This window comes from Microbulbifer sp. GL-2, assembly GCF_007183175.1.
Taxonomy (GTDB): Bacteria; Pseudomonadota; Gammaproteobacteria; order Pseudomonadales; family Cellvibrionaceae; genus Microbulbifer.
This window is the reverse complement of sequence record NZ_AP019807.1, coordinates 4,018,398-4,032,982: the sequence shown is the minus strand read 5'-3', so window position 1 is coordinate 4,032,982 and position 14,585 is coordinate 4,018,398. Positions and strand designations below refer to the sequence as shown.

The following is a 14,585-nucleotide window of genomic DNA, read 5'->3' as shown; positions in this document are numbered from 1 at the left end:
ATTCTACTTATGCTTAAGTATGTTCAAACTAAACAACTCACCCACAAGTTGGATAGCCTGCGGTCTAGTCTGGAGCATTTTGTACAAGAATATTTGCCTTAGAATTTGTAATTCAGCATTAGTAAAGCACGGCTAGAGCTATCCGTGGCCACTATAGGACTATTCATTATCTCATCACCATACAAGGTCTGATTTATCCCACCCATCAACATCAGTTTAGGGGAGAAAAGATAACCAACTTGCAAGCTGAGCTTGGTGGCGATATCCGCATTTACTTTATATGCGACTCTATTGGAAGTGGCTTCATCAGCATCCACTCCATAGTAGTAGTCCAAAGCATTCTCACTCCGCCAGCTGACATTGAGTTCAGGCTTAATAAACCAACTGCCCTGCCCATAAGGAAAGCCGTACCCTGCGGATACTTTATAACCACCATGGGTATTGCTGATATCCTGAGCCAAACCGAACGTCCAAAGCCCTATTGGACTGCGGTAGTTCATTGATAAGTTGGCGAGGACGGCGATATCCAGCTCTTTCATATCATCTAGGTTGTCGCTATCTCCCCGGTCCTTATCTCCAGTAAAGTCGCCCCCAATCCCGAGCTTTACACGAACCCTGCTATTGCGGTATAGGTCTGCTCCCAACTCAAAGCCTTGAAAATAGAAACGCTTATAGTGACCGGAGAGCAATGGCAACACTCGATGCTGATCCTTGCCTCCAACATAAATCGATTCGGAACTAAAGGCACCAATTCCCAGGGAAAAGCTTGACTCAACCTGTTCTGCGGACTGCTTCACACCTTCTTCAGCCCAAGCAAAATGTGACAGAATCACACCGTAAAATGCCACACAAATAGCTAAGGGGTCTGAAAATGAGGGGCGGCTTCTTTTTTCTCGTGTGATTATCATATGTTGACACCTGAAATGGCTTTGGCTGAAAATCCCGAAGAGCAGTTTATGCCACTTAGGTGAACATTAAGTAAACGTAATCCACACTAGAAAGGTTAAATCACCAGCTCTTCTCTGCAGGGGGAAGTATAATTTGTTCTCTGTGCCGATGATTAGGCATCGATCAGCTTACCCCTTCAATACCCTTCATAATCTGGAGTATCCATGCCTGATTGCTACGCCGCTACAGAATTACGGCAATTTTCCAGCGCTTTGTTTCAGCGGGTGGGACTCCCCGAGGAGCGCGCCGATGTAATGGCCGATGTTTTTCTACAGGCGGATCTACTTGGCTTTACCACTCATGGAATGAACCGGGTAGCCAGCAATTTGGAATGGCTGCAGAGTGGAGATTCCAGGCTTGCCGGCGAGCCGCAAGTACTTTCGGATCTCGGTAACTGTTTTAATTGGGACGCACAATTTTTACCCGGCCCCTGGGTGATGACCAAGGCGATAGAGATGGCGCTGCAGCGTGTGCCAGAGTTGGGGGTTGTCACTGCAACGATACGCCGCAGCCAGCATATAGCGTGTCTGGCGGCATATCTGCCACAGATTGCCGAGGCTGGTTATGTGGCAATACTCACCTGCTCAACCCCATCAGAGAATACCGTGTCACCGCAAGGGGGACATGACCCCCTGTTCTCTGCAAACCCTCTGGCATTTGTTGCACCTGCCGGAGATTACCCCCTTCTATTTGATATCAGTATGTCCGTTACCGCGGGTGCCTATGTGGCGCGCGCAAAGCGCGAAAATAAGAAGATGCCATCAGCCTGCCTCAAAGACTGTAATGGCAAGCTCTCCGATGACCCGCAGGATTTTGAGAGTGGCGGCAGTATTCTGCCAGTTGGCGGGGTTGATCACGGTTACAAGGGGGCCGCTCTGAGCGCCATGTTGGAAGTGTTGTCGATGGCACTGGGGGGGTATGGGCGTGGAGACGAGTCTGCCACCCATGATAATGAAGCAAACTCGGTTTTCCTGCAGATTATAGATCCTCAGTCTTTTGGGCCAAGGACAAACTTTTTACGCCAGACGATTGCTCTATGCAATTTATGGGAGCAAAACAGAAGTGATGATGCTAATGCCGTGAGGGTACCTGGCCGTCGAGCCTGGGCTATGCGTGAGCAGCAATTGCGCGATGGTGTAAAGCTCTACCCCTCAATTATGCAGGATCTGCAGCCATGGGCAGAAAAATTACAGGTGGTCCCTCCTTCTGCGATTCTAAAGAACTGATCACTGGATAAGAGAATCAAGGTCAGTGAACCGAAATATATCCTCAAGGCGCCAACAGTAACCAAGTGTTGAAGTGCCTTTGTTTCCATTTTGTCGTACTTCTCCAGTTGACGGGGCGATAGGTTCTCTCTTTGAAGTTTGTGGGGCCTGCCCTTTTAGGGCGTGTCGCAGACAAATCCTGATTCCATATCAGTTCTCGCATTTTTCGGGCTGGGCCCCGTTGCTTTCACCAAGTTCACAAAAGAACTGGGTTCAGGTTGGGATATTTCTTGTTATGGAAATTGTGATCTCGAATTAAATGGGAACTTTGTGGATTGGGGCGGTTTAGACCACGTGAAAACATCAGGCGCAGTGTTCGCTGGTACTACGATTGGGGCATAAACGGAAAATAAGAGGATAAGCTGATGAATGATTTTGTCGGTATGACTGCCTTGCAGCTGCTGCAAGGTTACAAAGACAAGTCATTTTCTCCCGTGGATGTCGCAGAAGCCCTTTTAAAGCAGATTGAACTTTGCAATCCAATTGTAAACGCCTACTGCTTGGTGGATAGAGAGACTACCCTCACTTTCGCTCGAGACTCAGCCCAACGTTATAGCAAAGGGGAAACCCGCGGTATCTTAGACGGGGTACCGGTGGCAATCAAAGATGTTTTCCTCACACCCATGTGGCCCACGATAAAGGGCTCGAAGACCATCGACCCCAAGTCAACTCTAGGCAAAGAGGCGCCCAGTATCGCAGCGCTGAACCGCAATGGTTATGTCCCTTTGGGCAAAACCACGACACCGGAGTTCGGCTGGAAGGGGGTGACGGATAACCCGGTTGATGGCATTACTCGCAATCCTTGGGACACTGACAAAACCGCCGGTGGTTCCAGCGGCGGTAGTGCTGTGTCCGTGGCTCTCGGTATAGGTCCGCTCGCCCTGGGTACTGATGCGGGAGGGTCCATTCGTATCCCAGCGGGGTTTTGCGGTGTTGTAGGACTTAAACCTAGTTTTGGGGAGGTACCTCACTGGCCACCAAGTCCATTCGGAACACTGGCGCACGCAGGGCCCATGGCCTTGACAGTAACTGATTGTGCATTGTTGATGAATGTACTGAGCGAAGCCGATTACCGGGATAGCAATGCAATCCCTAGGCGCAATATTGATTACCTGAAGGCGATCACCGGTGAGCCGCGTGAACTGCTTGAAGGGTTGAAAATTGCCTATAGCCCGACCCTGGGATATGTACAAAATGAGCCGGATGTAGAGGGGGCCGTACACGATGCCGCAGACTTGCTGCAGTCCCTTGGTGCCGAAGTCACTGAGGTAGCACCAGGGTTTGATGATCCTCTGGCGGCCTTTGGACACCTGTTTTACGGCGGGGCTGCCAATGCCCTGCGCCCTCTTGGTAAGCGTCAGCGCTCACAGATGGATAGTCAGCTGGTCGCTGTGGCTGAAAAAGCTTCACAATTATCGATGCTGGATTACCTGTCAGCCGCTAACGAACGTGCAATATTAAGCGAGCACATGGCGCATTTTCATCGTAAGTATGATTTGTTGTTGACGCCTACACTGCCGATTACTGCTTTCAAAGCTGGGTGCGAAGTGCCAAATGATTGGCCCAGCACGCGCTGGCCTTCTTGGACACCATTTACTTACCCGTTCAATATGACGGGTCAACCTGCACTGTCTGTACCCTGTGGATTTTCTTCCAGCGGTCTGCCCATTGGCCTGCAGATTGTTGGGCGTCGCTTCGAGGACGCTACGGTACTACGCGCAGGGCAAGCCTACCAACTGGCTGCGCCATTAACTGATAAGCACCCAAATCTCTTTCGTAATGATATTGCCGAGGGAGAACGCGCGTGAGTGGACTGGAATTTGATTTTTACGAATCTGAAGATCCTGTCTGGAATCCGGCGCTTCTAACAATCCCGGTACCAGGTATCCGCAAAATGGTTAACCTGGCGGCAACCATGGATGATGTAATTCATTTATCCATTGGTCAGCCGGACTCACCTGCACCACCTCACGTTATCCAGGCCACGGTAGATGCTGTGGAGGCCGGACAAACAGGCTACACGATGGATGCTGGCTTGCCAGAACTACTTGAGGCGCTCGCAGAGTATAATGGCGAGCGCTATGAGCGCGAAATAACTCCGGAAAATGTACTTGTTACCACAGGCGCGACAGAAGCGATTTATCTGGCTTTAACGGCCATGTCGGCTCCGGGGCGCGAGTTTATCATGGCCGACCCATCCTTCCTGTTGTACGCGCCGCTCATCCGTATGAACGGTGGCGAGGTTCACTATATACCCACACGAGCAGAGAACAATCATCAGTTGGATCCACAAGAGGTGATTGACGCAATCGATAAAAATACCCATGCAATTATTTTAAACTCTCCCAGCAACCCCACCGGGACAGTATATCCACGTGAGACTGTGGAAATGATTGTGCAGGAGGCGGCATATCGCGGAATTTTTGTGGTTAGTGACGAGGTTTACGACCACTTGATTTATGATAATCGTGATTACGCCGGTGTACTTTCGTGCTGCTCAGATCTCGATCATGTGATAATTATCAGCAGTTTTTCTAAGACTTTTAGTATGGCCGGTATGCGCATCGGCTGGATGATTGCAAGCCAGGGTGTTATTCGTAAGTTGCGTCGCTACCATATGTTTACGACTACGGTTGCAAACACTCCCTGCCAGTGGGCTGGAGTGGCAGCTTTGAAAGGTGATCGCAGTTTCATTGATGATATCATTAAGACTTACAAGAAAAGACGAAACAGACTGGTGCAACTGGTGGAGCAAACGCCCCACCTTGAAGGTTATATTCCAGAAGGTGCCTTCTATTTGTTTCCATCCTTGCCTGAAGGGGTGAACGGTAATAATGTCGCACTGCGTATATTGCGAGAGACCGGAGTTTGCACTATAGCCGGCGATACTTTTGGTGAATCATGTCGCAATGCACTTCGTTTCAGTTACGCGACCTCCATTGAAAATATTGAAAAGGCTTTCGAACGGATTATTCCGTGGATGGAAAAGCAGGAATTTTCCTGAAACCTTTTATTCAATCCAATCAAGAACAATAACAAGCCCACCTGCAGGGATATTCGTGCCTTTTGTTTTTTTCCAGAAATGTATTTCTGGTGGGCTAACTGTGGTATTCGGCTTCAGCAAAAATAATTTAGTGCGTATTTAGAGTTAATATGGATCGCTCCACTCCATCAGCCTGGAATAATTTATTAGCTACAGATCAAACTGAAATCCACTGTTTCATAAAGGCATGATGTAAGGGAGTTATAGAAGATATACTCTTGACCGAGAGCCAGAAAAAGGCCTTTGCCAGTGGGTTCCCAGAAGATATCAGGTATCGTGCAATTTCAGTTTTCCTCACAACAGATATGCCCGCTTTACGGCGCACCTCGGAGTATTGATCAACATTGCCATTTACTATAGCCGTAGCCGCAGCTACTGCATCCGCCATTCCCAGATTCATTCCTTTCCCTCCCACGGGGGAGTGACAGTGTGCTGCATCCCCAGCTAATAAAATACGGTTTTTACGGTATGTTTCCGCTTGCCTTATGGAAATTTGAAAAGTCCCAGTGCGCCGGACATTGCCAATATTTAGCGGTAATTTCATATTCGCCAGGGCATCCTCCGTTGAGGATGCAATACGGGCACGGCGCTTCTCGATTGGTAGAATCAGCGTGAACTGGTTATCCCTGCCGTAGAGATCCAGAGTAATTTCCTCAGGATCAAAATCTCCGGCCAAATCAACATCAGCTATGGACCATTTGCCTGGCAGGTCGATCCCTGGATATTGAATTTGAAGCTGCTTCCGGGTTGAAGACTGAATACCATCGGCAGCAATAATCCAGTCGAATTCAGCTCTCGTATTGTCTGAAAAATGGACCTCTGTCTTCTCGGAGGTTGAGATTATTGTATTTACAGAGAGGTCGTACTCAACTTTGGTGCCCTTCTCCAAAAGCGCATCCCGTAAAATACCTTCTGTTCGATTCTGCGGAAGCCCCAAGGGAACCCTATTCTTAAACTCATTACCACGATTGTCCAAGTAAGCCAGAGTTCTCTCATCGCGTAATATATGCATTTTACGCAATGGCATTGCCTCTTCGAGAAACGCCTCTGCGACCCCCAGGGTCTTTAAGGCATCAATGGTTGCCGGCATTATACCGACAGCACGGGATAGCTCAGACGGTTCACTTTTGCGTTCGACAATACGACAAGCTATACCCCTGGAGGCCAAAGTTGTCGCGGCAGTTAACCCTGTTGGCCCAGCGCCAACGATTAAAATATCCATATCTGTGGCTTGCAGCCCAAGGTTTCTGAGAGGAACATGAAATTCAAAGAAGTAATGCTTAAGAAGCCCACCCCACCCTAAAGAGTACCTGCAGTAAGCTTAGACGAGTGACGATTGGCAATAGCAACTGCAAGGAGCCCGGCTAAATTAGTTGCTGAGAAGTGACCAATTTCAGTTCACTTCTCTCTTATTCTGGGTAGAGTTGATTGCGCGAAGTTTACAGTTCGAGCAATTGAGTCTATTTTTTATCTGCTGATTCTTCTGTGCTTTCACTGTAACCAAGTGCGGCACCTGACTTGTCCATAGAGGCCCCCTGGCGATCCAAAACACCAATATCCAACACCGGTGAAGCATCGATATGCTGGGCATCCATCATTTGCGCCACACGTTGTAACGAAGCAATAATCATGCTCTGCTCCCAGTCTTTCAGGTCGCCAAACTGGCGAGCAAACTGGTCCTGGAGGGGGATGGGAGCATCACGCAATGTCTCCGCAGCCTGCTCGGTGAGATAAGCATGCACCTTGCGCTTATCCGTCTGAGAGCGCTGGCGATAGACTAAATCTCTTTTCTCCAGGCGATCCAATATATTGGTTACTGTTGCCTGGCTAAGACTGACCTCATTGGCAAGCTCTCCAATGGTGACTTCCCCCTTATTCCTAATGGCCTGCAGCAATAATACCTGCGGGGCGGTCAGCCCGGTGGTTTTAGCCAGATGCTTGGAATGCAGGTCGGTTGCCCGTATCACACGCCTTAACGCCACTAACACTTGTTCAATACTGTTCAAAACTACCTCTCAATCTCAGAGTTAGGGTGATTGAGAGGATTATATAGGCGCGAAACCCAATCACTAAGAACTTCTGAAGCAGTAAAGAAACAACGTCAAATCCCTTCTGAATCTTCAGCCAACCCAACTCAAGATGTTCAAATATTGATCATGGGTGCCCACAGCAGAAGTTCATCCACCCCACTTTGAGAAATAAATGTAGGGGTGTTTTGTCTAACTCTGGGCTAATCATCCCAAGAATTGAGACTTTCTTAGGTTAAATATTGTGACCAGGTTGGCCCCGACGCCTGGACATTGAAATTAATATGTGTACGATATTTAGCGTTCAAAACATTTTTACATGAAATTCGACACGAAAACACCTTAATGGGCTATTTTGCGTGCTAAATGTACATATATTGCACAGCAAAATATTTAGAGGTGAAATTATCTTGTGTTGGTCAGGAAGGTTTTTTGTCTAGTTCAGAAAATATTTTACTGAGGCCCCCTACTCTCGAAGATGGTATGGCCGTGCATCATTTGATTGGGAGTTGCCCCCCGCTGGATACCAACTCCAGCTACTGCAATCTCCTCCAATGCAGCCACTTTGCCAACACCTCGGTAGTCGCGGAACTCAACGGGGAGAAAGTAGGCTTTATTTCGGGGTACATAGTCCCTGACCGCCCAGACACCCTATTTGTTTGGCAGGTCGCTGTAGCTGAACAGGCCCGGGGGCTGGGGCTCGCCTCGCGTATGCTCTCCAACATCACCGGCCGCCCTCATTGCAAGTCTGTCAGGTTCCTTGAAACGACAATTACTGAGGACAACGATGCTTCATGGGCGCTATTCAGAAGCGCAGCACAAAAGTTCTCCACCGGCCTCCATCCTTCTCCGTGGATGGATTGTCAGGCTCACTTTGACGGGCAACATGATTCCGAAATCCTTGTCCGCATCGGACCTATTACTCAATTAACCCAACTTCACAAAGAGAAGAGAATGAAAATTTTCGATGAGATTGAATCTGAAGTGCAAAGTTATGCCCGCTCTTTTCCTCGAGTATTCAATCGCGCAAAAGGCGAGCTGATGTGGGATGAGGAAGGAAATCAGTATTTAGACTTTCTGGCTGGTGCCGGCACCCTTAATTACGGACACAACAACCCGCTGTTCAAGCAAGTCCTGCAAGACTATATTCAGGCGGACGGCATCACACACGGCTTGGATTTGCATACCAAGGCAAAGGGTGAGTTTTTACAGGCGCTCAATGAGAAAATCCTCAAGCCGCGAAATATGGAGTATGTCGTTCAGTTTACCGGCCCAACCGGTACAAACGCCGTTGAGGCGGCGATGAAAATTGCTCGTAATGTCACCGGCCAACAGAATATTGTTACATTTACCAATGGCTTCCACGGCGTAAGTCTCGGCTCCCTGGCAGCCACCGGAAATTCTCATCACAGGGATGCAGCTGGGGTCAGCCTGAACGGCACTCACCGCTTGCCTTATGATGAATACCTGGGCAAAAATATTGATACCACAGAATATCTGGACAAGGTGCTTTCAGACTCTAGCAGCGGCATTAACTCCCCTGCGGCCGTTATTGCCGAAACGGTACAAGGTGAAGGCGGTATCAATGCTGCCAGCATCGAATGGCTAAAGAACCTTCAAACCGTTTGTAAGAAGCATGGCCTGCTTTTTATTGTTGATGACATCCAGGCTGGCTGTGGCCGCACTGGAGATTTCTTCAGCTTTGAAGAAGCCGGCATTGAGCCAGATATTATCACCCTGTCAAAGTCTCTCAGTGGATATGGATTGCCGTTCGCCCTGGTGCTGATGAAACCAGAGCTCGACCTGTGGAAACCCGGTGAGCACAACGGGACCTTTCGCGGGAACAACCTGGCTTTTGTGACCGCAAAAGCTGCAATCGACCACTACTGGACTAACGACAACTTTTCACGTGAGATCAAGCGAAAAGGCGAGTATATCTCAGAGCGCCTGAACAACATTGTCAGTAAATATGGTGAAGGTAACTTCACCAAAAAAGGCCGAGGCATGTTCCAGGGTATTGATTGCGTGAGCGGTGAACTCGCAGGAAAGATAACCAAGCTCGCATTCAAGCAAGGGCTGATTATTGAAACCAGCGGTGCCGATGATCAAATCGTAAAGTTGCTATGCCCGCTGATTATCACCGATCAAAACCTGAAGAAAGGCATCGATATTATTGAATCGGCCATTCAGGAAGTTTGCGCTGGTGAGCAGGACATCCCAGAAGAAAGGGTCTATTTCGAGGCCTGCTAGACTTAATTTCACCCGAAAACCAACAGCGCAATCAGTGAATCATCAATATTGATGACCAATTTTGGGCTGGCTGCGCACACTTTATTGTGGAATGTCAATGATTGTTAGAAATTTACAAGAAGCCAATGCTTCCAGCAGACGAATTGTTTCACCTGATGGCAATTGGGAGAGCACGCGCCTATTGTTAAAAGATGATGACATGGGTTTCTCTTTCCATATCACCACCATATACACCGGTGCTGATTTTCAGATGCATTACCAAAACCACTTAGAGGCGGTCTACTGTATTTCCGGCAGAGGAGAGGTAGAGACTCTGGATGATGGCAAGAAGCACTCCATTGAACCTGGAACTATTTATATCCTCGACAAACATGATCGACATGTCCTGCGAGCCTTTGGGGAAATGACCATGGCTTGCGTTTTCAACCCTCCACTGAATGGCAAGGAAGTACACAATGCCGAAGGTGCTTACGAGATCGAAGCCGACTCTATTGATAAATAGTTAGTCGCCTGTGAGGGCAGCCCTAAGGTGAAGCGCCTGCTGGATAGCTTGCAAACGGCCAGAATTGAGCTGTATTCCCCCCGAAAACGGGGGGTTACCGTTCAAATAATACCTCGTAGAAACCCAATGGTTTACGGGGACTCAAGGCCCCATACCCATCTGGAGCTCACAGAGATAAATATCTACAGAAAGCAAAGCCGGACCGGATCAGTAATTACTGTTTCAGAAAGTGATGAGCTGCACTCAATATTTCATATTCATGAGAGCGGCCCGCTATTCACTAAGCTCTACAGTGATAACCGACTGGCCAGTATCGGAACATATATTTTGGTTGACGCAGTTTATCTTGCAAGTGGCAAGCCGGGCAGCTCTGTAGCGCTTGATTGCGGTTCAAACGGCAAAACCAGCCTCGATCCGAGATTCAATCTCTTCTTTAACTTCAATCCGCTAAGCAACACAGTAAGGATACCGTTTTGTGACCTTCCCTAACGCCCGGAATATATCTGCACCAGGAGATCAATTTCTGTTATCTGACGTGAAACCCATTAGAGAGCATCCCCCACTACGTAACACTGTTATCAAGAGCAAGAGAAAGAAGGAACAGTAAAGAGACAATGCATACGATAGAAAAGATTGGCGGCACCTCTATGACGGACTATGAGTCAGTCCGCGACAACATTATTAATGGGGACCCCAAAGGACTCTACAATCGCGTTTTTGTAGTCTCTGCCTACGGAGGCATTACCGACCTGCTTCTGGAGCATAAAAAAAGCGGCCAACCTGGTATTTACGGTTTGTTTTCCAGCAGTATTGAAGATGACAGCTGGCTGGAAAAGTTTGATGTCCTTCGCTCAAAGCTGCGACAGATCAATGGCAGTCTGTTTGGCGATAGCGATCTGCTTGAGGAGGCCAACCTCTTTCTGGATGAACGACTGGAAGGTGCTAAGAAATGCCTGCGGGATTTGCAAAGCCTCTGCCAGCATGGTCACTTTTCCCTCGACGCTCACCTTGGCACAGTACGAGAGATGCTTGCCAGCATCGGCGAGGCCCACAGTGCCTGGAACACCTCAAAATTGCTGCAAAGAGATGGCGTCAATGCCTGCTTTGTGGACCTCACCGGCTGGCGTACGAGTAAGCATATTCCCCTGGATGAACGCATTCGTGATGCATTTGCGAATATTGACCTGAGCCAGCAGCTGCCGATTGTCACCGGCTATGCCCATAGTGATAAAGGTTTGCTTATTTCCTTTGATCGGGGTTATAGCGAAATGACCTTCAGTCGCCTGGCGGTCCTCACCGGTGCAAAGGAAGCTGTGATCCACAAGGAGTTTCACCTCAGCAGCGCGGACCCGCGTCTCGTGGGAGCTGATAATGCCGTACCCATCGGGCGCACAAACTACGATGTCGCCGATCAGCTGGCCAATCTGGGCATGGAGGCAATCCACCCCAAAGCCGCGAAAGGGCTGCGCCAAAAGAATATTCCCCTCAGGGTCAAGAACACTTTTGAGCCAGAGCATGCCGGCACACTGATTACCGGCGACTATATCAGTGACTCCCCCTGCGTGGAGATCATCGCTGGCTGCAAAGGGGTCTATGCCCTGGAGCTATTTGATCAGGATATGGCTGGCAGCATTCATGATTACGACCGGGAGGTATTATCGGTCATTAAAAGATTTAAGGCGCATATCATCTCCAAAGACACTAACGCCAACACCCTGACCCACTTCTTATCCACTAACCTGAAAACCATTAAACGTATTCAGGCATCAATAGAGGAGCATTTTCCTGAGGCTGAGCTAAATCAGCGGAAGGTTGCCATTGTCTCCGCCATAGGAAGCGATATGCAAATCCCTGGCGTACTCGCCAAGGCAGTTCAATCAATCTCCAACAAAGAGATTCGCGTACTCGCCATGCACCAGTCAATGCGACATGTAGATATGCAGTTTATCGTCAATGAACCAGACTATGATGCCACCGTCAGGACCCTGCATAAGGCGCTGGTTGAGATCCATGATCACGGAACAGCGATATGTCTCGCATCTTGAGAGCCAGCATTCTGGCTTTTCTATTTATATCCCCTGCCTCCATTTCCCAGGAGGCAGATGAGGAGAGGAAAGACAGCGCGCAGAAAGAGGTGGAGGCTTTACAGAAGCCAATGTACACACCTTTTGTAGAGCGTTACATGCTGGATGAAATTAAGCAGTTACGTATCGACCAGGCCAAAGCCAAGCAGGAACTTATCCAGCAAATTGTCGACCGTGAGCACAACTCAGTTGATCGAGCGGTTGCCTACGCTACGGATACCGTGACCTATTTCTTTTACTTGATAGCCGCCGCCACCTCGATTTTGGTTTTAGTGGGATGGCGATCTTTCCAGGATATCAAGGAACGTGTGCACAACCTGGCAGATGAAGAGATTTCAAAGCTGGTTCAGGAGTATGAGAAGCGCCTGGAAGTTATAGAGAGGCAGCTGCAACAAAAAACCCTGCATATTGAGGAAAACCGTGAGGAAATTGAGCTTACTCAAGAGGTTCAATCTCTATGGTTACGCGCCCAACAGGAATCCTCAGTAGCCAACAAAATTGCAATCTACGATGAAATTTTGCGTCTTCGTCATGAAGATGTTGAAGCACTGACCTATAAAGCGGATGCAGTACTTGAGCTGAATGAACCCCAGTGGGCAGTCAACCTTTGTCATCAGGCCCTCGGCATAGACTCGGACAATAGCCACGCTTTTTACCAGCTGGCTTGTGCCCATACCGCAATGGGCCAGTTTGACGAAGCGCTTCGCTATCTGGCCGAAGCCATCATAAGGCGCGAAAGCTATCGCGATGAAATCCTCAGTGACAATGCCTTGCAGCCATTGGCGGAAAGTAAAGTTTTTAAGGATCTCGATAAAGTCATCGCTAAAACACCATCACCTCAAACTCGAGAGAAAGGCAATTAGCAAGCTGTTCGTGTGTGAAGCCAAACCACACCGCGAAAATAAAACTGAAGCGAAAAAATATCGCCTCGAAAACAACAATAACGTTTGATAAAAAAGGGTTACCGGTGATTTATTCATTTATTGGGTTTTTACTTCTATTCACACTGATCGGTATTTCTTCCGCGCTATTAAGTCGTGGCACCAAGGCTGACTATTACCTCGCCAGCAGCGGGGTCCCCCCTTGGTTGGTCGGCCTGTCTGCAGTAGCAACAAACAACAGCGGCTATATGTTTATCGGGGTGATTGGTTATACCTATATTACCGGACTGGCTTCTATCTGGCTGATGGTGGGATGGATTGCCGGAGATTTTCTGTCCTCCCTGTATGTACACAAAAGGTTGAGAAGTGCTACCAGTGCCAGTGGTGAGGTCAGCTATGCCGGGGTACTCAGCAATTGGTACGGACAAAAGCATTCCACCTTGCAGCGACTGATTGGCATCATCTCTTTACTATTTTTACTGACCTACGCATCCGCACAGATGGTAGCCGGCAGTAAAGCGTTATATGTATTGCTGGACTGGCCACTCTGGTCTGGAGCTGTAGTTGGGGCTCTGCTTGTTTGCCTCTATTGTTTGGCTGGGGGCATTCGCGCGTCCATCTGGACAGATGCCGCGCAGTCCATCGTCATGGTTGGTGCTATGGGTACGCTACTGGTTGTTGCCCTTGCTGAACTGGGGGGAATTTCGAGTGCCCTGTCACAAATGCAGGCGGTCGAGGGATTCACCGATTGGTTTCCGAAGGAGTTAGCCATCCCAGGCTGGGGTGGTTTTGTACTCTTCATTATCAGCTGGGGGTTTGCCGGGTTGTCTGTGATCGGTCAGCCCCACGTTATGGTCCGGTTTATGACCCTGAGTGATTCCAGCAAAATGTATCGCGCAAAGGCCTGGTATTACCTGTGGTTTATCCTCTTCTATTGCATGGCTACTGGGGTCGGCTTGCTATCCAGAGTATTTATTGCAGATATCGGCAGTTTTGATGCTGAGCTCGCACTACCTACCATGGCGATGGATTTACTACCGCCCATCGTTGTTGGGTTGATTCTAGCCGGGATCTTTGCCGCGACTATGTCCACAGCCGATTCGCTGCTACTGAGCTGCTCAGCTGCCATCACCCACGATATTCTTCCTCGTAAAACCGAGAAGACCTGGCTACTGAAACTGGCCACCGTTGCCATCACTGGCGGAGCACTATTGCTGGCGCTAGCCAATAACCAGAGTGTATTCAGCCTGGTGATCTTTGCCTGGTCCGGCCTCGCCAGTGCATTTGGCCCCTTGTTGTTGGTGTTGTGCTTTGGTGGAAAACCCTCTCAGCTGACCTCCATTGCAGCAGTAGTGGCTGGCTTCGCCACAGCGATTCTCTGGCGGGTACTGGAGCTTCACAGTTCGATCTATGAAGGCTTGCCTGGCATTGCCGTTGGACTACTAGTGTTTTACCTGGCTAGCCTAGTCCGGAGGCCCGTTACTCTGGGCGATGCGAATTACTAAGGCCTCCAGGAATTTCCGGGGGAGGTCTCACCCTCCCTCCTATTAATTCAAAGATTCTCAACCACCATTCTCACGGAAAC

12 protein-coding genes are annotated in these 14,585 nt (G+C 48.9%); 9 read left to right on the top strand and 3 right to left on the bottom strand.

Going from position 1 to position 14,585, the window contains the following annotated elements:
• Nucleotides 1–98 precede the first annotated feature (98 nt).
• Nucleotides 99–908 carry a MipA/OmpV family protein gene (locus GL2_RS17480; RefSeq protein WP_143731912.1) on the bottom strand — a complete coding sequence of 270 codons (810 nt, stop codon included), beginning with the start codon at nt 906–908 and terminating at the stop codon, nt 99–101.
• 204 nt (nt 909–1,112) lie between these two features.
• Here GL2_RS17480 and GL2_RS17475 point away from each other — a divergent pair, with 204 nt between their 5' ends.
• From GL2_RS17475 to GL2_RS17465, 3 genes are all read left to right on the top strand, one after another.
• The gene (locus GL2_RS17475; protein ID WP_143731910.1) at nt 1,113–2,174 is read left to right on the top strand and encodes an Ldh family oxidoreductase; all 1,062 of its coding nucleotides are present in this window, start codon (nt 1,113–1,115) and stop codon (nt 2,172–2,174) included.
• A gap of 404 nt (nt 2,175–2,578) precedes the next feature.
• A complete protein-coding gene (locus GL2_RS17470) occupies nt 2,579–4,021 on the top strand; it encodes an amidase (protein WP_143731908.1) in 1,443 nt (480 codons plus the stop codon).
• The gene (locus GL2_RS17465; protein WP_143731906.1) at nt 4,018–5,217 is read left to right on the top strand and encodes a pyridoxal phosphate-dependent aminotransferase; all 1,200 of its coding nucleotides are present in this window, start codon (nt 4,018–4,020) and stop codon (nt 5,215–5,217) included. Before GL2_RS17470 ends, GL2_RS17465 begins: the two co-directional genes overlap by 4 nt.
• Before the next feature lie 196 nt (nt 5,218–5,413).
• Here the strand turns inward: GL2_RS17465 and GL2_RS17460 are convergent, their stop codons facing one another.
• Complete coding sequence (locus GL2_RS17460; RefSeq protein WP_143731904.1) at nt 5,414–6,478, bottom strand: NAD(P)/FAD-dependent oxidoreductase; 1,065 nt, start codon at nt 6,476–6,478, stop codon at nt 5,414–5,416.
• 238 nt (nt 6,479–6,716) lie between these two features.
• Nucleotides 6,717–7,262 (bottom strand): MarR family winged helix-turn-helix transcriptional regulator, encoded by a 546-nt coding sequence (locus GL2_RS17455; protein WP_143731902.1) that lies wholly within the window; start codon nt 7,260–7,262, stop codon nt 6,717–6,719.
• A 387-nt stretch (nt 7,263–7,649) separates the two neighbouring features.
• On the opposite strand from GL2_RS17455, the gene ectB reads away from it, so the two are divergent.
• From ectB to GL2_RS17425, 6 genes are all read left to right on the top strand, one after another.
• Nucleotides 7,650–9,533, top strand: a complete 1,884-nt coding sequence (gene ectB / locus GL2_RS17450) for a diaminobutyrate--2-oxoglutarate transaminase (RefSeq protein ID WP_143731900.1) — start codon at nt 7,650–7,652, stop codon at nt 9,531–9,533.
• Between the two features lie 97 nt (nt 9,534–9,630).
• Entirely contained in the window at nt 9,631–10,035 is a 405-nt protein-coding gene (locus GL2_RS17445) for an ectoine synthase (RefSeq protein WP_143731898.1), read from the top strand.
• A 27-nt stretch (nt 10,036–10,062) separates the two neighbouring features.
• On the top strand, nt 10,063–10,524 hold the full coding sequence (locus GL2_RS17440) for a hypothetical protein (RefSeq protein WP_143731896.1): 462 nt from the start codon (nt 10,063–10,065) through the stop codon (nt 10,522–10,524).
• A 125-nt stretch (nt 10,525–10,649) separates the two neighbouring features.
• Nucleotides 10,650–12,080 carry an aspartate kinase gene (locus GL2_RS17435; protein ID WP_143731894.1) on the top strand — a complete coding sequence of 477 codons (1,431 nt, stop codon included), beginning with the start codon at nt 10,650–10,652 and terminating at the stop codon, nt 12,078–12,080.
• Nucleotides 12,065–12,982: a tetratricopeptide repeat protein gene (locus tag GL2_RS17430; RefSeq protein ID WP_143731892.1), complete on the top strand. Its 918-nt coding sequence runs from the start codon at nt 12,065–12,067 to the stop codon at nt 12,980–12,982. Before GL2_RS17435 ends, GL2_RS17430 begins: the two co-directional genes overlap by 16 nt.
• Nucleotides 12,983–13,086: 104 nt before the next feature.
• Nucleotides 13,087–14,505, top strand: a complete 1,419-nt coding sequence (locus GL2_RS17425) for a sodium/proline symporter (RefSeq protein ID WP_143731890.1) — start codon at nt 13,087–13,089, stop codon at nt 14,503–14,505.
• Nucleotides 14,506–14,585 lie beyond the last annotated feature (80 nt).

Excerpts from the sequence above, each read along its gene's own strand:
- GL2_RS17480 (WP_143731912.1), bottom strand. The coding sequence starts at position 908 with ATGATAATCACACGAGAAAAAAGAAGCCGCCCCTCATTTTCAGACCCC.
- GL2_RS17475 (WP_143731910.1), top strand. The coding sequence starts at position 1,113 with ATGCCTGATTGCTACGCCGCTACAGAATTACGGCAATTTTCCAGCGCT.
- GL2_RS17470 (WP_143731908.1), top strand. The coding sequence starts at position 2,579 with ATGAATGATTTTGTCGGTATGACTGCCTTGCAGCTGCTGCAAGGTTAC.
- GL2_RS17460 (WP_143731904.1), bottom strand. The coding sequence starts at position 6,478 with ATGGATATTTTAATCGTTGGCGCTGGGCCAACAGGGTTAACTGCCGCG.
- ectB (WP_143731900.1), top strand. The coding sequence starts at position 7,650 with ATGTACATATATTGCACAGCAAAATATTTAGAGGTGAAATTATCTTGT.
- GL2_RS17445 (WP_143731898.1), top strand. The coding sequence starts at position 9,631 with ATGATTGTTAGAAATTTACAAGAAGCCAATGCTTCCAGCAGACGAATT.
- GL2_RS17435 (WP_143731894.1), top strand. The coding sequence starts at position 10,650 with ATGCATACGATAGAAAAGATTGGCGGCACCTCTATGACGGACTATGAG.
- GL2_RS17430 (WP_143731892.1), top strand. The coding sequence starts at position 12,065 with ATGTCTCGCATCTTGAGAGCCAGCATTCTGGCTTTTCTATTTATATCC.